Annotated in this window: 16 protein-coding genes; 8 read left to right on the top strand and 8 right to left on the bottom strand. The window is 70.3% G+C overall.

Going from position 1 to position 19,514, the window contains the following annotated elements:
• Window position 1: 1 nt before the first annotated feature.
• Complete coding sequence (locus ACVW00_RS21595; protein ID WP_457112949.1) at window positions 2–865, top strand: polysaccharide deacetylase family protein; 864 nt, start codon at window positions 2–4, stop codon at window positions 863–865.
• Here the strand turns inward: ACVW00_RS21595 and ACVW00_RS21600 are convergent.
• The 4 genes from ACVW00_RS21600 to ACVW00_RS21615 all read right to left on the bottom strand — a co-directional run bounded on the left by ACVW00_RS21600 (window position 862) and on the right by ACVW00_RS21615 (window position 8,825).
• A complete protein-coding gene (locus tag ACVW00_RS21600; RefSeq protein WP_457112950.1) occupies window positions 862–1,704 on the bottom strand; it encodes an MOSC domain-containing protein in 843 nt (280 codons plus the stop codon). The genes ACVW00_RS21595 and ACVW00_RS21600 overlap by 4 nt on opposite strands.
• Window positions 1,701–2,876 carry a pyridoxal phosphate-dependent aminotransferase gene (locus tag ACVW00_RS21605; RefSeq protein ID WP_457112951.1) on the bottom strand — a complete coding sequence of 392 codons (1,176 nt, stop codon included), beginning with the start codon at window positions 2,874–2,876 and terminating at the stop codon, window positions 1,701–1,703. Before ACVW00_RS21605 ends, ACVW00_RS21600 begins: the two co-directional genes overlap by 4 nt.
• Window positions 2,877–2,945: 69 nt before the next feature.
• Window positions 2,946–7,136, bottom strand: coding sequence for a YDG domain-containing protein (locus ACVW00_RS21610; protein ID WP_457112952.1), 4,191 nt, complete (start codon window positions 7,134–7,136; stop codon window positions 2,946–2,948).
• A 201-nt stretch (window positions 7,137–7,337) separates the two neighbouring features.
• On the bottom strand, window positions 7,338–8,825 hold the full coding sequence (locus ACVW00_RS21615) for an FAD-binding protein (RefSeq protein WP_457112953.1): 1,488 nt from the start codon (window positions 8,823–8,825) through the stop codon (window positions 7,338–7,340).
• A 173-nt stretch (window positions 8,826–8,998) separates the two neighbouring features.
• On the opposite strand from ACVW00_RS21615, the gene ACVW00_RS21620 reads away from it, so the two are divergent.
• Entirely contained in the window at window positions 8,999–10,498 is a 1,500-nt protein-coding gene (locus tag ACVW00_RS21620; RefSeq protein WP_457112954.1) for a potassium/proton antiporter, read from the top strand.
• A gap of 22 nt (window positions 10,499–10,520) precedes the next feature.
• On the opposite strand, the gene ACVW00_RS21625 is transcribed toward ACVW00_RS21620, so the two are convergent.
• Window positions 10,521–11,039 carry a LytR C-terminal domain-containing protein gene (locus ACVW00_RS21625; protein WP_457112955.1) on the bottom strand — a complete coding sequence of 173 codons (519 nt, stop codon included), beginning with the start codon at window positions 11,037–11,039 and terminating at the stop codon, window positions 10,521–10,523.
• The gene (locus ACVW00_RS21630) at window positions 11,036–11,332 is read right to left on the bottom strand and encodes a type II toxin-antitoxin system VapB family antitoxin (protein ID WP_457112956.1); all 297 of its coding nucleotides are present in this window, start codon (window positions 11,330–11,332) and stop codon (window positions 11,036–11,038) included. Before ACVW00_RS21630 ends, ACVW00_RS21625 begins: the two co-directional genes overlap by 4 nt.
• Window positions 11,333–11,400: 68 nt before the next feature.
• Between ACVW00_RS21630 and ACVW00_RS21635 the strand changes: the two genes are divergently transcribed.
• The gene (locus ACVW00_RS21635; RefSeq protein ID WP_457112957.1) at window positions 11,401–12,972 is read left to right on the top strand and encodes a helicase HerA-like domain-containing protein; all 1,572 of its coding nucleotides are present in this window, start codon (window positions 11,401–11,403) and stop codon (window positions 12,970–12,972) included.
• 54 nt (window positions 12,973–13,026) lie between these two features.
• Here the strand turns inward: ACVW00_RS21635 and ACVW00_RS21640 are convergent, their stop codons facing one another.
• Complete coding sequence (locus ACVW00_RS21640; protein ID WP_457112958.1) at window positions 13,027–13,176, bottom strand: hypothetical protein; 150 nt, start codon at window positions 13,174–13,176, stop codon at window positions 13,027–13,029.
• Window positions 13,177–13,312: 136 nt separating this feature from the next.
• Window positions 13,313–14,242: a LysR family transcriptional regulator gene (locus tag ACVW00_RS21645; RefSeq protein WP_457112959.1), complete on the bottom strand. Its 930-nt coding sequence runs from the start codon at window positions 14,240–14,242 to the stop codon at window positions 13,313–13,315.
• Between the two features lie 97 nt (window positions 14,243–14,339).
• Here ACVW00_RS21645 and ACVW00_RS21650 point away from each other — a divergent pair, with 97 nt between their 5' ends.
• The 5 genes from ACVW00_RS21650 (at window position 14,340) to ACVW00_RS21670 (ending at window position 19,426) form a co-directional block, all read left to right on the top strand.
• A complete protein-coding gene (locus tag ACVW00_RS21650) occupies window positions 14,340–14,522 on the top strand; it encodes a hypothetical protein (RefSeq protein WP_457112960.1) in 183 nt (60 codons plus the stop codon).
• 53 nt (window positions 14,523–14,575) lie between these two features.
• On the top strand, window positions 14,576–15,409 hold the full coding sequence (locus tag ACVW00_RS21655) for an alpha/beta fold hydrolase (protein ID WP_457112961.1): 834 nt from the start codon (window positions 14,576–14,578) through the stop codon (window positions 15,407–15,409).
• Complete coding sequence (locus ACVW00_RS21660) at window positions 15,406–16,425, top strand: TIGR03617 family F420-dependent LLM class oxidoreductase (protein ID WP_457112962.1); 1,020 nt, start codon at window positions 15,406–15,408, stop codon at window positions 16,423–16,425. The genes ACVW00_RS21655 and ACVW00_RS21660 overlap by 4 nt, the downstream gene beginning before the upstream one ends.
• Before the next feature lie 92 nt (window positions 16,426–16,517).
• Window positions 16,518–17,555 (top strand): DUF5937 family protein, encoded by a 1,038-nt coding sequence (locus ACVW00_RS21665; RefSeq protein ID WP_457112963.1) that lies wholly within the window; start codon window positions 16,518–16,520, stop codon window positions 17,553–17,555.
• A gap of 134 nt (window positions 17,556–17,689) precedes the next feature.
• Window positions 17,690–19,426, top strand: a complete 1,737-nt coding sequence (locus ACVW00_RS21670) for an ABC transporter substrate-binding protein (protein WP_457112964.1) — start codon at window positions 17,690–17,692, stop codon at window positions 19,424–19,426.
• Window positions 19,427–19,514 lie beyond the last annotated feature (88 nt).

Below are 19,514 nucleotides of genomic sequence, written 5' to 3' on the forward strand. Positions count from 1 at the left end.
CATGGGGTTGGACATGCGGGTCGCGGCACTCGGAGCTGCGCTGACCGGTCTGGTCGCACTGGTCGCGGGCAACACGAGTGCGGTGGCCTCGACGACCACCGTGGCCTCGACAGCGAGGTCCACGGGGACCGCGGCGGCCGCGGGCGTGAAGCCTGTCGTCCGCACCGCGTCGCTGAGCAGCAGCCGCCAGTCCACGCCGATCTCGTGCCCGGCGGGCCTCGTGGCGCTCACCTTCGACGACGGCCCCGCGCGCGGCGTGACTGCGCGCCTGGTCCGCATCCTCCAGGACGAACAGGTGCCGGCGACCTTCTTCATGGTCGGCAGCCGTGTCCGCACCGCGCCACGCGAGGCGCGGCTCGTCAGCAGGGCCGGATTCGCCGTCGGCAACCACACCTGGTCGCACCCGTTGCTCACCCGGCTGTCGGACGCGCAGATCCGCACGGAGGTGCGGCGCACTGCCACGATCCTGCGACGCGAGCAGATCCCGTCGACGACGCTGATGCGGCCGCCGTACGGCGACGTCGACGCCCGGGTGCGCGCGGACGTGCATGCGCTCGGGCTGGTCCCGGTGCTCTGGGACGTCGACTCCGACGACTGGCGCGGAGGCTCGAGCCGGCAGATCGCGAGCGCGATCCTGCACCAGCTCCGACCGCACGAGAGCAACATCGTGCTCCAGCACGACGGCGTCCGGAACTCGCCGGCGTCGATCGCCGCAGTGCCGACCGTCATCCGCGTCGCTCGCCACCGTGGCTACTGCTTCACGACCCTGGGAGCTGACGGCCGGATGGCACCCGTGGACGCTCCGTCCGAGGCGCCGCAGGCCGTCATCGAGTCGCCGTTCGACGCCGTGTCGGCTCGCGCCTAGTCCACGTCCACGCGGTCGCCCACCGTGATCGTGCCGGTGGTCTCCGGGATCAGCTGGACGGCGAACCACGTCTTGCCGTCCCACTGCCGGTGCCGTGCCAACGTGCGGATCGGCTCCTTGCCGGTCTCGAGGTCGAGCAGGGAGATCGTGGTCATCACGCAGCGGTCGACGAGCTTGGCCTTGCGGAAGGTGACCTCACCGATCCGTACCCGGTCCCAGCCGTCCTCGGCGAACGGCTCGGCACCGCGGACGACCAGGTTGGGCCGGAACCGCTCGATCGGGAGCCGCGGGCCCGGCTCCTCGCCCCGCAGCAGGGCGTCCTCGGCGATCCAGTCGTTGAGCCGGGCCAGCGACTCCAGTGAGGCGAGGGTGACCGGGTAGCCGTCGGCGAACGCGGTGTGGTCGCCGGGGCGGCTGTGCAACGGGTTCAGCGATCGCCTCGTCGGGTCGTCGCACCACACCAGGGAGAGGTCGTCGCGCCCGAGCACCGTGCGGAGCCAGTGGTTCGCCTCGTCGTCGACCGGCCGCGCGAGCAGGTCGTGGTCGAAGAGGCGCACCGGCACGAGCTGGGAGTCCGGCTCGGCCAGGTCCAGCGGATCGTGACCGTCTGCCGACAGCCGCAGCGCCTTGGGAGCCGGTGGATCGGTCTGCGGGGTGTCGGCGGTGATCGTGAACAGCTCGTGCAGCTCACGGGCGGTGACCAGCGCCGAGTCGGCGTCGACCACCATCCAGCGCCGGTCGCCGGCCAGGCCCCAGGGACGCACCTCGGCAGAGGAGACGTGCCGGATCGCGGTGCTCTTCACCGGGTGCACGGCGATCGACCGCAGCTCGACGCTCATCGGGACAGCCAACCCTGGAGGCGGTCGAGGCCCTCGAGGATCTCGGTCGACGTGCCCGCGAACGAGAGGCGGACGAACTCGGTGCCGCGCCGGGTGTCGAAGTCGATCCCGGGCGCCATCGCGACTCCGGTCTCCTCCAGCATCCGCAGGCACCAGCCGTAGGAGTCGTCGGTGAGGTGGCCGACGTCGGCGTAGACGTAGAACGCGCCGTCGGCGGGCGCGAGCCGGTCGATCCCGAGGCGAGGAAGGCCCTCGAGCAACGTCCGCCGGTTGTTCGCGTAGCGCGCGACATGGCCGTCGAGCTCGGCGTAGGACTCGGGGGTGAACGCGGCCAGGGCGGCGTACTGGGCGAGCACGGGTGGGCAGATCGTGAAGTTGCCGGTGAGGACGTCGACCGGCCGGCGCAGGTCGTCGGGCACGAGCATCCAGCCCAGCCGCCAGCCGGTCATCGAGAAGTACTTCGAGAAGGACCCGAAGGTCACGCCGGTGCGTGAGGTCTGCCAGGCCGAGGAGGTAGAGCCCGAGTAGGTGATCCCGTGGTAGATCTCGTCGGAGATCAACCGCACCCCCTGCTCCTCGCACCATGACGCGATCGCGGCCAGCTCCTCAGCCGGGACCATCGTGCCCGTCGGGTTGGCCGGGGAGGCGAGAACGACGCCGGCGACCGGGCCGGGGACCGCCTCGAGCAGCTCGACGGTCGGCTGGAAGCGCGTCGCGGGCCCGCAGTCGACCTCGACGACCTCGCAGCCGAGAGCCGTCAGCACGTTGCGGTAGCACGGGTAGCCGGGACGCGCCATCACCACGCGGTCGCCCGGCTCGAAGGCGGCCAGGAACGCCAGCAGGAAGCCACCCGAGGACCCGGTGGTGACGACCACGTCGTCGGCGGTGACCTCGATGCCGGAGGCCCGACGGTGATGAGCCGCGATCGCGGCCCGCAGCTCCGGTACGCCGGTCGCGACGGTGTAGCCCAGCAGGTCCTCGTCGAGCAGCCGCTTCGCCTCCTCGCGCACGGCAACGGGCGCGCCGGTGGAGGGCTGGCCGGCGACGAAGTTCACGAGATCGCCGTGCCGGGCCTGCCGCTCCTTGGCCGCGGCCAGCAGGTCCATCACGTGGAACGGGGGCACGTTCGCCCGCTCGGCGACGCGAAGGCGCTGGGCGTGCTGCTTGCTCACGAGGTCACGGTAGACGCACGAGGACCCTGCCCTCCCTCGGCAGGGTCCTCGTACGTGCTGTCGCGCGGACTACTTCTTGAGCTGGAAGTACGCCGGGCCCACGGTGGTGCCGTCCTGGGTCGTGACCCAGATCTTGTAGCAGGCGTTCGCCGTGACCGGCGTCTTCCAGTTCTGGATGTACTGGCCGGCGGTCGAGTCGTACCTGAGGCTGGTGCCACCGGTGGTCACCACTTCGAGAGCGTCGACGTTCGTCGCGTTCACGTCACACGTGACCTGCTTCGCCGTGAAGGCCTTCGTCGGATCACTGCCGAAGACCGCGAGCGAGCTCTGCTCGACCGTCCCGGAGGCGTTGAAGATCTCGAACTTCAACGGCACCGTCTGCCCGCCCTTGACCGTGTTCCACACGATTGCCGGGTTGGGCATGTCGACCGGGGCGTAGAAGCCCTTGCCGGAGTACAGCGGCGTGATCGAGGCCGGCTTCGCAGCCAGCGGCGTGGTCAGCGAGTAGTTGCCTGCTGCCGAGCCGGTGAGGCTGAAGCCTGTGCCCGCGACGACGTAGTCGCCGACGGCGGCGGACGGGAAGGTGGTCGGTCCGCCCGTCAGGGTGACGTTGGCCGCGTCGGCTGCGAGAACACCGGTCAGGCTGAGTCCGGAGGTCGTCAACGAGTCCGTGCCGTCCCAGACCTTGCTGTTCGGCGTGAACGAGCCGGTGACGGGCTTCGCGGTGATCGTGGCCGTGGTGGTCCACGGCCCCGGAACCAGGCTGTAGTTGCCGGCGTCCGCGCCAGCAAGGGCGAGGTCGGTGGAGGTCACCTTCTTGCCGGCACCCGCGTTCTTGTCGGCGAAGGTCCCGGTGCCGCTGAGCGTCAGGTCGTCTCCGCTGACGAACGCCCCGAGGTGGGCGTGCACCACTGCCGTCGACGTCCCGTCGTACCCCTTGTTGTCGGCAGTGATCGAGCCGGTCACCGGGCGCGCGGTGATGTCCGCGGTCGTCGTCTGGTCGCCGGCATTGGTCAGCACGTAGTTGCCGTTGCCGCCGATGATCGAGACCGTTGTGGTGACGGTCTTGCCCGTGCCCACCAGCTCGTCGTCGAAATGGGCGCCGGCGACGTCGAGGGTGACGGAGTCGCCGGGAACGACTCCTGCAAGCGGGTACGTCGTCACGGTCGCGGTCGCGTCGCCGTCGTAGACCTTGCTCGCGGCCGACCACAGGCCGAGGAGGTGGACCGGCGCGATGTCGGCAGTCGTGGTGGCCGTGCTGTTGACGGTGTAGTTGCCCGCATCTGCGCCGTGCAGGGTGAGGTCGGTCGACGTGACGGTCTTGCCGGTGCCGGCGTTCTTGTTGGCGAAGCTGCCGGTCCCTGAGACCCACAGGTCATCGCCGGCCAGGCCGGTCACCGAGGGGTGAACCGTGGCCCCCGTCGTGCCGTCGTACGTCTTCGGGTCGGCCGTGATCGAGGCCGTCACGGCGAGCGGCGTGATGCCGGCCTTCGTCGTGAGCGTCGGGCCGAAGGTGTAGTTGGCCGCATCCGCCCCGTCGATCGACACAGCGACCGTGACGAGCTTGTCCGCGCCGACGTTCTTGTCGTCGAAGTGGGCCTGGCCCAGGTGGAGGGTCACCTTCTCGTTGTCGTTGACCAGGCCGTGCAGCTCGCCGTCGTACGACGTCGCGTCCGTGGTCGAGTCGTAGACCTTGTCGTGGGCCTTGGCAGTGGCGGTCAGGTCGACGGGCGTGATGTCGGCGGTCGCCGTCGCAGTGTCGTTGACGGTGTAGTTGCCGGAGTCGGCTCCGTCGATGGTGATGGCCGCGGAGACGACCTTGCCGGTGCCGACGTTCTTGTCCTCGAACGCGCCGTCGCTGTGGCCATGGACGACGTCGGTGCCGAGGACGCCGCTCAGGCCGGACGTCGTGTCGGCGTGGGTGGTCGCGTCGTAGGACTTGCTCGCCGCCGTGATGGTCGCGGTCAGCGGTGCGGGGGTGATGTCCGCGACCGTGTGGGCGGTTCCCGCGAGCGAGTAGTTGCCGGCGTCCGTGCCTGCCAGCGTGACGTCCACGGTCACGTCCTTGGCCGCGCCGACGGTCTTGGTGTCGAAGTGCGCGCTGCCGACGACGAGCTGGACGTCGTCATCGGGGTCCGCCAGGTCGCTGAGCCCATCCCCGACGGCGTGGGCAGCAGCGTAGGTGGTGGTGTCGTAGGTCCGGCTGTCGGCGGAGACATGTGCGGTCAGGCCGGCAGGCGTGATGCTCGCCGTCGTGGTGCCCGTGCTCAGCGTCAGGGCGTACTGGGATGCGCGAGCACCGCCGAGGGCGAAGTCGGCGTTGACCGTCCACGTGCCCACGTCCCTGGAGGTGAACGTCGCGTGGGGGACCACGAGGTGGACGTCGTCGGCCGGCAGGTCGCGGTCGAGGTCGGTGGAGGCCGCCACGGCGTTGGTCGAACCGTCGTACACCCTGTCGGCGACCGTGAGACTGCCGGTCACGAGCCGCTTCGAGATGCCGGCGGCATCGCTGATCGAGTCGCTGACCAGCTCGTAGTTCGACCGGTCACCGCCGGTCAGGTGGACGGTCGCCGTGACGATGTGAGCACCGACGTCGGTGCCGTCGAAGCTCGCCGCGTCGATGGCGACGCCGACGACGTCGGGCGAGACGACGACTCCGTCCTCGAGGGTGGCGCTCACCTCCCCGGCGACGATGTCCGTCGTGCGGTCGTACTCCTTGTCGGTGGCGTCGAGGAGCGCGTGGATCGGTCGCCGGTCGATGTCGGCAGTCGCGGTGATCGGGAGCGCCGTGGACAGCGTGTAGTTGTCGCTGTCGTTGCCGGTCAGCGATGCGCCGGTGAGCGTCACTGTCTTGTCCGAGCCGGCGTCCCTGCTCTCGAAGCTCGCAACTCCTCCGGTGAGGTGCACGTCGTCGTTCGCGAGATCCCCGGCTCCGGAGAGCGTCTCGGTCAGCTTCGTGGCGTCGGTCGATCCGTCATAGGTCTTCGACTGAGCGGTGAAGTGCCCGACGACGACCGCCTTGTTGATCACGAGGGACCCGGACTGTGCTCCGGTGTAGTCGTGGTCGTCGACCGTGGCGGTGACGACGTAGGCACCGGCGTCCGTCGGAGAGGTGACGGGCGCCCCGCTCCTGCTGTAGGTCAGGGTGACGCCGAGGCCGGCGGGGACCGTCGTGACGGTCGGTGCGTGTGCGTGGCCGTCGTAGGTGAAGGTCAGGTCGGAGAGCGAGACGGTCGCGCTGTCCTTGGCGATGCCGAAGCTCTTCGTGACGGCGGCGGCGGTCTTGTAGAAGGCGTCTCCAGGCTGGTGAGCCGTCACGGAGCACGCGCCGGCGCGCACGATGGTGACCTTGCTGCCGTCGTACGAGCAGTCACCGGTCACGTCGAAGGCGACAGTGAGCCCGGAGCTCGACGTGGCGTGAGGTGTGATCGGAAGGTCGTTGACCTGGGCGTCGGAGATGTCGGCGAAGGTGATGGTCTGGCTCGCCTTCGCGATCGTGAAGGTCTGCTGGACCTCGGGCGCCGCCGTGTAGCCCTTGCCGGCCGCCTGGTTCGCGACGATGGTGCAGTCGCCCGGAGCGACCACGTGGACGTGGCCGACCGCGCTCACCGTGCAGACCGCGCCCTGGCCGCCGCCGAAGGTGATCGGGTTCGCACTGCTGGTCGACGTCGCCGCCGCGTCGAAGTCCGCCACGGGCCACGTCGTGTCGGGAGGGTCGGTCAGCGAGATCGCCTGGGTGCCGCCCGTGATGGTCACCACCGGCGAGGCCAGGACGGGGAGGGCGTTGCTCGAGTCCTTGGGGCCCTTCCATGCGCGGGTCGTCCAGCTCTGGTCGCCGCTGCCGATCGCGTCGGCCGTCACGTGGACCTGGACGAACTCGGACGACCCGAGGCCCTTGCTGGCATTGCTCTGCGTGAAGACGATCGTCTGCGGAGACTGGAAGCCCTGGCTCCATCCCGTCAGGCCGGCAGACGTGGTGAACGAGTTCGCCACGACGTTCACGTTGTTGAAGCCGGCGGGCACGTCCACCTCGATGCGTGAGGCGACATTGCCGTTGAGGTTGCCGCCGGTCACCTTCAGGGTGAAGTTCGTGTGCGAGCCGGCCGTCACGGAGGCGGGCGTGACCGTCGCGACCGCTGCGTTGTCACCGGGAGCTGCATCAGCAGCGCGCGGGATCGCAAGACCGAGGAACGCCAGGCTGACGGCGATGGCGCCGATGAACGCGCGGCGCGGACGCGCCAGTGACCGACGAGAAGACATGCGAGACGACCCCCAGGTGAGTGGCCGAGCCCCCGCCCGGCCTTGAAACTGATCCGCTGCCGCTCATCATGCGTGGCGCTCCGGGCAGCCGCGACCAGACCGACTGACCGACGTCACCCATGGCCCGAACGGGCTATCTCCGGGTGGACGTCCGGCCGATCCTCATGTCGGACAAAGGCGACAGGTCGGACATGTGGTGGTCTAGCCCGCGGTGGCCGCGTGCCGCCCGGCGCGGCGTCCGAAGTAGGACCCTTCGGCCAATTGGGTCCCCGAGGAGTAGCCCTTGCCGTCCTGGGCGATGTTCGCCGCACACGCGCCGGCGGCGTACAGGCCGCTGATCACCTGACCACCGTCGGCGACCACCTCGCCGTCGACGGTGGTGCGCATCCCACCGAGGGTGAAGCCGGCGTACAGCGCCTTGCCGAGGCTCAGGTCGTAGGCGCCCCACGGGCCCTGGTCCTGCGGCTCGAGCCACTCCGGTGCCTTGTGGAAGGCCGGGTCCTCCTTGACCCGCGCGTGCTCGTTGTACGACGCGAGCGTCGCCTCGAGCCGCCCCGCCGGGATGCCGAGCGCCTGCTCCATCTCCGGCACCGTCTCCCACCCGTCGATGAACGGGCACAGCGGCATCGACGGGTGCTCGATGTGCGCCGAGTCCACGATCAGGTACGCCGCCTGGTCCGGTTGGTCCATCACGAAGCCCGACGTCCGCGAGTGGTAGCTGTCCTCGGCGACGAAGCGCTCACCGTGCTCGTTCACGACGATGCCGGTGACGAGCTGCGACGGCGGGTAGAACGGCGCGGTGATGAACGGCTCGTCCATGAACCGCAGCTCCGCCCCGGCCGACCGGCCGAGCCGAATGCCCAGCCCATCGTCGTAGGTGCTACCGAGCGTGAAGAGCTTCGAGCCGAGCGCCGGGGTGTTCTCTGCGACCATCTCGGGGTTCATCACGAACCCGCCCGCCGCGACGACCACCGCCTTCGCCTTGAGGTGGCCGGTCTCCTTGAAGCGCTTCCAGGCGACGCCGACGACGCGGGTCTCGTCTGATCGCTCGCTGGCGCTCGCTGCTCGACCACCATCGGTGACGAGGTTCGTCACGCCGGTCTCGTAGCGGATCTCCACGCCGGCCTCCTCGACCCGCTTGGCGAGCAGGTCCATGACCATGGCGGCTCCGCCGGTGTCGCCGGGCACCGGCACCTTGTGGCCGCGCGGCGCCGGGACGGCCAGGTCCCGGAAGGGATGCACCTTCTCGTTTCCGGTGAACATCAGGCCCTCGGTGTTCGGCTGGATCACCGCCTTGCCGGGGAAGTAGGACCGCTCGAACTCGAAGCCGAGCGACTCGATCCAGTCGAAGTGCTCGACGCTGTCCTCGCAGAAGGCGCGGATCTTGTCGGGCTCCGGGTCGCGGCTGACCGCCATCAGGTACTTGTACATCTCCTCGGTGCTGTCCTCGTGGCCCGTCGCCTTCTGCACGGCGGTGCCGCCGCCGAGGTAGAAGTGGCCGCCCGACATCGCGCTGGTGCCGCCATACGCGGCCGCCCGCTCGAGCAGCACCACCCGGGCGCCGGCGCGCGCCGCCTCGAGGGCCGCGCAGCCGCCGGCGATGCCGAAGCCGATCACGACGACGTCGACGGTCTCGGTGTCGTCGGGCAGGTCGGACGCGCGGACGACGGCCGGCAGCTCGGTGGTCATGGGCCAAGGGTAGGTGGAAACTAGAACGAGTTCTAGGTCTCGACTGATCGCTCGCTGGCGCTCGCTGCTCCTTGCGTCGAGCTCAGTCGAGGCGACCACCGGCGTCTGGCGATCACCCACGGGCTGCGCGCCCCCTAGACTCGGGCTCACCGCCGACCGCCGAGGTGCCACCCATGACACTCGACGTCCAGACCCTCAACCAGGCTCTCCTGGCGGGTTGTGGCGTCCTGCTGGTGGCGATCCTGGCCGTCCGCGGCTCCGTACGACTGGGCCTCCCCAGCCTGCTGCTCTACCTCCTCATCGGAGTCGGCCTGGGCGACGCCGGGCTGGGCGTGGACTTCTCCGACGCCGAGCTCGCCCATGCGCTGGGCTTCGCCGCACTCGTGGTCATCCTGGCCGAGGGCGGTCTCACGACGAGCTGGGGTGAGATGAGGCCGGTCATCCGCCTCGGTGCCTCGCTGGCGACGATCGGCGTCGCGGTCAGCGTCGGCGTGATGGCCGTGGTCGCCCACTTCCTGTTCGGGATGAGCTGGGAGCTGGCGGTGCTCCTCGGCGCGGTCACGTCGCCCACCGATGCCGCAGCGGTGTTCTCGGTGCTGCGCAGGGTGCCGTTGCCGCGCCGGCTGAACGCCACGCTCGAGGCGGAGTCCGGCCTGAACGACGCGCCGACGGTCGTCCTGGTGACGCTGGTGAGCGCGGGCGGCAACCACGGCATCCTGTCCTTCGCCGGCGAGGTGGTGCTCGAGCTGGCCGTCGGCCTCGCGATCGGCGCGCTGGTCGGGTACGCCGGCGCGTGGCTGATGCGGCGCGCGGCACTCCCCGCCTCCGGCCTCTATCCCCTCGCCGTGCTGTCGCTGACCCTCTTCGCCTACGCCTCGAGCGCGCTCCTGCACGGCTCCGGCTTCGCGGCCGTGTACGTCGCGGCACTGATCCTGGGCAACTCCGAGCTGCCGCACCGGGCGGCGACACGCTCGTTCGCCGAGGGGATGGCGTGGCTCGCGCAGATCGGCCTGTTCGTGATGCTCGGCCTGCTCGTGTCGCCGGGGCGGATCACCTGGGAGCACGTCGGGCTCGCCTTCGCGGCCGGGCTGGCGCTCACGCTGGTGGCCCGCCCGCTCTCGGTGATGGCAGCGGCCCTCGTCCAGCCGATGCCGTGGCCCGAGCTCGCGTTCGTCAGCTGGGCCGGCCTGCGCGGGGCGGTGCCGATCGTGCTCGCGACGATCCCGCTCTCCGAGCACGTCGAGGGCGCCACCCGGCTCTTCGACATCGTCTTCGTGATGGTGGTGATCTACACGCTGCTGACCGCGCCGACCCTGCCGCGGGTCGCCCGCGTCCTGCGGGTCGCACGCCGCAGCGAGCCGCGCGACCTCGAGGTCGAGGCGGCCCCGCTCGAGCGGATCGCGGCCGACCTGCTGATGGTGACGATCTCGCCCCGGTCGCTGATGCACGGTGTCGAGGTCGGCGAGCTGCGGCTGCCACCCGGTGCCTCGGTGTCGCTGATCGTCCGGGACGGCCGCACGCTGGTCCCACAGGACCGGACGGTGCTCCGCCACGGTGACGAGCTGCTCGTGGTCGCCCCGCGGAAGTCCCGGGAGCAGACCGAGCAGCGCCTCCGCGCCGTGTCGCTCCGCGGCCGGCTGGCGCACTGGCTCGGCTCGGACGCCGCCGAGTAGCGGCCTCGACCGGTGCGGCCGGCTACTTGCAGGAGGTCTCGGGCTTCGGGAGGGCCAGCCGTGTCGGGGCCGCGGCGTCGAGACCCTTGAACCTGTCACCGATCACCACGTCGACGCCCGGACCGAGGGCCTCGTCGCTGTGCACGACCTGGGTCTTCTTGCCGAGCGCCTTGGCGACCAGCTCGGCGGCCGGGTCGTCGTCCTTGGTGCTGTAGACGGCCGCCCGCTGGGCCTCGACGCCGTCCGGCGCGTTGTTCACCTCACCGGGCTTGAAGCCGGCGTGCTCGAGGAGGTCCATCGTCTCCTGCGCACGACCCGCGCGTTCACCGGCGTTGTAGACGCTGACGGTGACGTCGCTGCGGCGTACGTACTTGGTGACGGTCTGGTCCTGGGGTGCACACGTCGGGCCGTCGCTGCTGGACCCGCTCGACGTGTCACCGATGGGCGCGGTGGCGGCGTGGTAGCCCCACACGGCCATCACGCAGACGACGACGACCAGGCCCATCAGGGTGGCGCCAGTGAGGAGCCTGCGTCCGATCATCCCGCGACCTCGTGCACCCGCGCGTGTACGACGTGCCGCTGCTGCAGCGCCGCGCGGAGGGCACGATGAAGGCCGTCCTCGAGGTAGAGCTCGTCGCGCCAGAGCACGACGTGGGCGAACAGGTCGCCGAAGAACGTCGAGTCCTCGTCGAGCAGCGCCGCGAGCTGGAGGGTGTCCTTGGTGGTGACCAGGTCGTCGAGGCGGACCGGGCGCGGCGGCAGCGCGGCCCAGTCCCGAGGCCCGAGACCGTGGTCCGGGTACGGGCGGCCTTCGCCGACGCGCTTGAAGATCACCCGGCCATCATAGGAAGAACCCCACGATGCCCGCCCGGACGGACTCTGCGACGGCCTAGTCTCCTGACATGAGCGATGACGCCATCAGCGCCGAGGTTGCGGCGGGCTACCAGTTCGAGGGGCCGGCGCTCGAGCTCGGCGGCCTGATGCTCAACGCCACCGACCTCGCGCAGGTGCACGTCAGGATCCCCTTGGCGATGCTCAACCGCCACGGCCTGGTCGCGGGCGCGACCGGGACGGGCAAGACCAAGACCCTGCAGCTGATGGCCGAGCAGCTGAGCGCCGCCGGCGTCCCGGTCTTCGCTGCCGACATCAAGGGCGACCTGTCCGGGATGTCGGTCGCGGGCGAGGACAGCGAGAAGATCCGCTCCCGGGCCGCCTCGGTCGGCCAGGACTGGAAGCCGACCGCCTTCCCGGTGGAGTTCTACGCGATCGGCGGCCAGGGCACCGGCATCCCGCTCCGCGTGACGATGAGCGCCTTCGGCCCGACGCTGCTGAGCAAGGTGCTGGGCCTCAACGACACGCAGGAGTCCTCGCTCGGGCTGATCTTCCACTACGCCGACAAGGCCGGCCTGCCGCTGCTCGACCTCGCCGACCTGCGTGAGGTGATCAAGTGGCTGACCTCCGACGAGGGCAAGGCCGACCTGACGGACCTGGGCGGGCTCTCGGCCGCGACCGCCGGAGTGATCCTGCGCGAGCTGATCGCGTTCTCCGACCAGGGTGCGGACGCCTTCTTCGGTGAGCCGGAGCTGGCGACCACCGACTTCCTGCGGACCACCGCCGACGGCAAGGGCATCGTCTCCCTGGTCGAGCTGCCCAACCTGCAGGACCGGCCCGCTGTCTTCTCCACGTTCCTGATGTGGCTGCTCGCCGACCTGTTCCACGACCTGCCCGAGGTCGGTGACGTCGACCAGCCGAAGCTGGTGTTCTTCTTCGACGAGGCCCATCTGCTGTTCAAGGGCGCCTCCACCTCCTTCCTGGACGCCATCGCGCAGACCGTGCGGCTGATCCGCTCCAAGGGCGTCGGCGTCTTCTTCGTGACCCAGTCACCGACCGACGTACCCGACGACGTGCTCGCCCAGCTCGGCTCCCGGATCCAGCACCAGCTCCGCGCGCACACGCCGAACGACGCCAAGGCGCTCAAGCAGACGGTGAACACCTACCCGACGAGCTCGTACGCCGACCTCGGCGAGGTGATCACGTCGCTGGGCATCGGCGAGGCGATCGTCACCGTGATGAACGAGAAGGGCGCGCCCACCCCGGTCGCCTGGACCCGGCTGCGGGCGCCGCAGTCGCTGATGGCCGCGGCCGACGCGGCCGCGATGCAGGGACAGGTCAAGGCATCCCCGCTCTTCGCCAAGTACGCCGAGCCGATCGACCGCGAGTCGGCGCGCGAGCTGCTGGCGGCCAGGCTCGAGGCGGGAGCCGCGAAGGCTCAGGCGGAGGCCGCCGCGACGGCGGAGCCTGCCCAGAAGTCTGCCCAGAAGCCTGCCCAGAAGCCCGCGCCGAAGGCGGGGAGCCGGGTGCGCAAGGACCCCTCGGTGGTGGAGACGGTGGTGCGGTCGAGCGCCTTCCGGCAGGCGATGAACACCGCGGCGCGCGAGATCGTCCGCGGCATCTTCAAGACCGGCCGCAGATGACGATCGAGCGGGAGCCGTCCCTCACCGGACGACCCCCGCTCGACGCGACCTGCCTCAGGCGCACCAGCGCAGCGCGTCGTCCATCAGCGCCGCCAGCGGCAGCACCTCGCGCAGCTCGGGGCGCTCGTTGAGCACCCCGTTGAGACCCAGCCGCAGCCGGCTCTCGAAGTCGGGCTGGATCTGGTCCTGGTCGGACTGGCTCATCGGAGACCCCCATCTCGAACATCAGCGGATTGTCACGATCCAATATGTCCAGATCAGGTGTCCGGGGTGTTACAGACGACGAAATCCGCGGTGAAAACTCGTTCACGCGGGCAGACGTGCCGCGGCCGGTCCTGGCTCAGCGGGAGCGCCCGACCGGCTCGGCGACCGCCTGGATCCGGCGGGTGGCCAGCTCGGCCATCAGCCGCGCCGCCGGTGACAGGGTCGCCCCCGCCCGGTGCACGATCGCGAGGGTGTCGAACTGCTTCGGTCGCAGCGACACGTGGCCGGCCTTCGGTGCCAACCGGGGGATCAGCTGCCGCGCGACGCCGAGGTGCACGACCGAGTCGGCCAGGCCCATGCCCACCAGCTCCACCGCGGTCTCGACGTCCTCGACCTCGATCCGCGTCGTCGGGGTGTAGCCGGTCTCGTGGATCATCTGGCGCAGCACGACCCGCGTCGAGTCGGTCGCTCGCCAGGTGGTCTCGGGCATGACGAGCGACGCGCGGGCCAGCCGGTCGGCGGTCACCGGTGACCTCAGCCGGCTCGGGTCGGTGCTGATGTAGACGAGCTCGTCCCGCGCGACCGGCGTGACGTCGAGCCCCTCGCTGCTGACCTGGGTGACGGCGATCATCGCCGCCTCGATCCAGCCGCGGCGCAGCTGCTCCTGCACGTCGGCCGAGTTCTGGCCGATCAGCTCCACGCGGACACCGGGATGGTCCTGGAGCATGTCGGCGACCAGCGCAGCGCCGGCGTACAGGCGGGCCGTGCCGAAGATGCCGAAGCGCACCGTCCCCGTCTCCAGCGCCGTGACACTCTGCACCGCACGTCGCGCCTCGTCGGCGGCGGCGATCGTCCGCTCAGCGTGCGGTCGCAGCGACTCGCCCGCGGTCGTCGGGACCACCCCGCGGCCCACCCGCGTGAACAGCGCGACACCGAGGGTCCGCTCGAGGCCGCGGATCTGCTCGGAGATGCTCGGCTGCGCATAGCCGAGCTGCTCGGCGGCGGCGGTGAGCGAGCCGCGCTCGTAGACCGCCAGGAAGCAGGTCAGCTGGTGCAGGGAAAGCATAGGCACAGCCTATGCCTTCACAAGGAAACCAAGGCTACCCCTATCGATCACCGCAGCCCACACTTGAGGGTGAGAGACAAGATCACAGGAGGTCACCATGTTCGCCAATGTCTGCACCGCGTGCGGCAAGCGGGAGCTCGTCTTCACCGACCAGATCCGCAGCCTTCAGCAGACCGCACAGGGGTTCGACGTGCGCTACGCCTGCTCGTGCGGTGCGATGGCGACGTGGCGCGTCGAGCGCTCCGGCGCCGCTGCGCCCGCCACCGCCCACGCTGCCTGAGGTCACTCGCCGGGGCTGTTGACACCCGTTCAATGAACCGGGAGCGTGGCCGCATGGCGACGCGATGGGTGTCCTCGACCGACGGTGTCCGGCTGGCGGTCCACGAGTCCGGCCGCTCCGACAGGCCGGTCATCGTCGCGGTCCACGGCTACCCCGACAACCACGCGGTGTGGGACGGGGTGGCCGGCGAGCTCGCCGGGGACTACCGCTTCGTCTCCTACGACGTCCGAGGTGCCGGCGAGTCCGACAAGCCCGCCGGGCGAGCGGCGTACCGGATCGACCAGCTCGGCGACGACCTCCTCGCGGTGCTCGACGCGGTCAGCCCGGACGCGCCGGTCCACCTGCTTGGCCATGACTGGGGCTCGATCCAGCTGTGGCAGCCGCTCTCCGAACCTCGGCTCGCCGAGCGGGTGGCCACCTTCACCTCGGTCTCCGGGCCTTCTCTCGACTACGTGGGCGCGTGGTTCCGCGGGCGCGGCCACGGTCGCGCGACCCTGCGCCAGCTGGTCTCCTCGACGTACGTCGTCGCCTTCCAGGTGCCCGCGGTCCCCGAGCTCGTGCTGCGCCGGGCGCCGGTCGAGCGGGTCGCCGGTGGCTCCTTCCGCCGCAGCGCGGCCGACAAGACCAACGCGATCAACCTCTACCGCGCCAACGTGACACGACGGGTTCTGCGTCCCCGGCCCGCACCGGTCCCGGTCCCCGTGCTGGTGCTCGCGCCGGTCGACGACCCGTACGTCCGGCTGCCGATGGCGACGCAGTCACCGGTGCCGTACGTCGACGACCTGACCGTCGAGGAGATCCCCGGTGGGCACTGGGTCGTCACCGAGCAGCCCGACCTGGTCGCTGCGAGGGTCCGCGCGTTCGTCGGGAGCCGTGCGGTCGCATGAGCGACGAGGCCGCGGTCGCGGTGGACATCGCGTTCCACGGCGACCCCGGGCGGATCGCGGACCTGGCCCGGGAGGCAGAGGCACGCGGGGACGTGCGCGGCCTGTTCGTCGCCGAGGCGGCCCACGACCCCTATGTGGCGCTGGCCCTGGCCAGCACCACGACCGAGCGGATCGAGCTGGGCACCTCCATCGCGGTCGCGTTCGCCCGCACCCCGATGTCGACCGCCTACTCGGCGTACGACCTGCACCGGCTCTCCGGGGGCCGCCTCGTCCTCGGCCTCGGCTCGCAGATCAAGCCGCACATCACCCGCCGGTACGCCATGCCGTGGTCGCAACCGGCCGCCCGGATGCAGGAGTACGTCGAGGCGCTTCGCGCAATCTGGAACTCGTGGCAGACCGGCGACGCGCTCGACTTCCGGGGCGACTTCTACGAGCACACGCTGATGCCGCCGCTGTTCTCGCCGGGGCCGCTCGACGGCCCGAGCCCGCGCGTGTGGCTGGCCGCCGTCGGCCCGCGGATGCTCGAGGCGGCCGGCGCGGTGGCCGACGGGGTGATCTGTCATCCGCTGCTCTCGCGCAGCTACCTCGCCGACGTGGTGGCACCGTCGGTACGGCGCAGCCGCTCGGCCCACGACCGCGACGGCCGGCCCTTCGAGATCTCCACGCTCTGCATGGTCGCGACCGGCCGGACCGAGGAGCAGCTGGCAGCGGCCGTCGCCGGGGTGCGGCAGCAGATCGGCTTCTACGCCTCGACGCCGGCGTACGCGCCCGTGCTGGAGCACCACGGCTGGGGCGACCTGCACGGCGACGCGCACGCGCTGACCAAGGCCGGGCGGTGGGACGAGCTCGGTGACCTCGTCGACGACGAGGTGCTCGCGACGTTTGCCGTGGTCGGCGAGCTCGACCTGGTCGGGGCCGAGGTCCGCGCCCGTTTTGCAGGCGTGGCGGATCGGGTCACCACGTCGATGCCCTACGAGGCCGACGACCTGCTCGCGCTGGACCTGTTGAGCACCTGAGCGGATCCGCGCGTTCGTGGCGCAGGACGGATTCGGCGGGGGCCGAATCGTCGGCCGGGCGTCCGGCCTGTTGCAGACTGGTCACGGACGCCATGACCGTTCGTGGCGCTCGGAGGGAGCGGCACGGCGTGATCGACTTCGAGCTGAGCGTCGAGGCACTCGGCAACACCCGCTTCGGCTACTCACCACTGGGCGAGGCTGCCTCGAGCCTGCGCCTGCTCGCCACCCCGTCGCCCGGGTTCGTGATGCAGCCATGGCTCTCCGACGTCGCCGGCCAGCTCGGATCGGTCGACCTCGAGCTGCTCCGCGCAGTCTCACCGGCGGGTCCCTGGGCACCTGACTTCCTGTTCCCCTGGTCGGCCGAGCCCACGGTCACCATCGAGCACCAGCTGGACCTGCTGGCGGCGCTTCCGGCCGCGCAGATCCGCAGAGACATGGAGCAGGGCTGGCGCACGGACGACATGCCCGAGGTGCTCGTGCGCCTGCTGGCCGACGAGCGACCCGGCGCAGTCATCGCCGACGCCGTCTGGGACTACTGGGAGGCGGCCGTGGCGCCGTACTGGTCGCGCATCCGCGCGGTCCTCGACGACGACGTCTCCTACCACGGCGGCCGCGCCCTCTCCCAGGGCATCCTCACGGTCTTCGACGACCTGCATCCCGAGGTCAGCCGGGTCGACCGGCTCATCCGGGTGGACAAGCCGCACCACGCGAGCGGCGTGTACACCGGGGACCAGATCACGCTCGTCCCGTCGGTGTTCCTCTGGCCCGGACTGATCGTCGTCGAGGACGGCGAGAACACCTTCACGCTCACCTACGCAGCGCGAGGCGTCGGCAAGGTCTGGGAGGGCATGCCCGCCGGCGATGCCGTGGACAACGACCTCGGCGCGCTGCTCGGACGCAACCGGGCTGCGATCCTGCGCCGACTCGACATCCCGATGACGACCACCCAGCTCGCGCGAGAGCTCGGCCAGAGCCCGGGCACGGTCAACCAGCACCTGACGGTGCTCAAGCGCAACGGGCTCCTCAGCTCCTGGCGCTCGGGACGGAGCGTGCTCTACCGCCGGACCGCACTGGCTTCGTCGATCATCGCGTCCAGCGACCACCGGCAGTCCGCCGCGGAGCTGCGCTAGTCGGCTCTTGGTAACGATTCGGGCCGTGCATTCGGGCGAGCCCGAATCGTTGGGGACGTCGGTGCAGCGCGCCCAGCATGGGCGGCACTGCCGCGCGCGACTTCGCCCGGCGTGATCACAACTGGAGGAGACCCATGGCCCACGGTCAACGAAAGGCGCTGGCGGTCGTGGCCGCGGCGTCGATGTCGGTCGCACTCGCCGCGTGCGGAGGCGGAGGTGGCGGACCGAGCAGCAGCTCCGGCGGCGCCGCCGGGTCCAGAGGCGGGACGCTGACCTACTACATCCGCTCGGCCGTCGACCACACAGACCCCCAGCGCACCTACAACGGACGCGACATCACCAACTGGAGCCGCACGGTCTACCGCAGCCTGGTCACGTTCCCGATCTCCGAGGACGTGCAGGAGTCGACCACGCCCGTTCCCGACCTCGCGACCGACACGGGCACTTCTTCCGAGGGAGGCAAGGTCTGGAAGTTCACCGTGAAGGACGGCGTGAAGTGGCAGGACGGCAAGCCGATCACGTGTGCGGACTTCAAGTACGGCGCGTCTCGCGTGTTCGCGACCGACGTGATCACCGGTGGTCCGAACTACCTGCTGACCTACCTGGACGTCCCGGCCGACCCGAAGTCCGACCTGCCGAGCTACACCGGGCCCTACAACAGCACGCCCGAGGGGAAGGCAGCCTTCGACAAGGCCATCACCTGCGACGGCAGCACGATCACCTACAACTTCAAGAAGCCGTGGGCGGACTTCCCGCTCGCGGTCGCGTCGCTGCACATGATGGACCCGTACCGCCAGGACCAGGACCAGGGCGAGAAGTCGAACTACTCGGTCTTCTCCAGCGGCCCGTACGAGCTGTCCGGGACCTGGGACAAGAACAAGGGCGGCACCTTCGTGCGCAACGCCAGCTACGACCCCTCGACGGACTCGACGAAGGTACGCCGGGCCCTGCCGGAGAAGATCGTCTTCGACATCGGCAAGACCAGCGAGCAGATCACCGACCAGCTGATCGCGGACAGCGGGGCGGACAGGACGGCTGTCACCGAGGCGCGGATCCCGCCGTCGTACTACAGCCAGATCACCGGCAACATCGCCGACCGGTCGGTCACGGTGACCTCGCCGTACACCGACTACCTGACGCTCAACTTCAAGCGGCTGACGAACCTCCAGGTCCGGCAGGCCCTGGCGGCGTCGACCGACGACACCGCCTGGGTCTCGGCGGGCGGAGGTGACAAGGCCTTCACCGAGGCCACAGACATCGTGAACCCGGCGGTGAAGGGCTACCAGAAGGGCCTGTTCCCGGGCGGCTCCGGTGACGCGGACAAGTCCAAGCAGCTGCTCCAGCAGGCCGGCGTGCAGACGCCGTACGCCATCACCTTCACCTACCCAAGCACCCCGACTGCGGACAAGCAGGCCTCGGCGCTCAAGGAAGGCTGGGAGAAGGGCGGCTTCAAGGTCACCCTGAAGGGGATCGCCAACCAGGACACCTACTACACCGACATCCAGAACCCGGGTCAGGACGCGGACATCGTGTGGGCCGGCTGGGGTGCCGACTGGCCGTCCGCGATCACGGTGACCGCCCCGCTCTTCGACAGCCGCCCGAACCTGACCAAGAACTCCAACGGCCAGGACTACGGGGCCTACAAGAGCGACGAGTTCAACGCGCTCGTCGACCAGGCACAGGCCGCGACCGACCTCGACGAGCAGACACAGGTCCTCCAGGATGCCGACAAGGTGCTCGCCAAGGATGTCGCCTACATCCCCATCGACACCGCGGTCTTCTACTTCGTCCACGGATCCGGGGTGAAGGGCTTCGTGAACACGGCCGCTTCCAACGGCTATCCGGACCTGGGCCCGATCGGGGTGAAGTAACGCCGAGTGAACCGAGAGGGGTGACCGGGTGGGCGGCGCGAGCCGCCCACCCGGTCGAGGTAGGCCTGGCGACGCCGCGGACGGAAGT

The organism is Marmoricola sp. URHA0025 HA25, assembly GCF_054059435.1.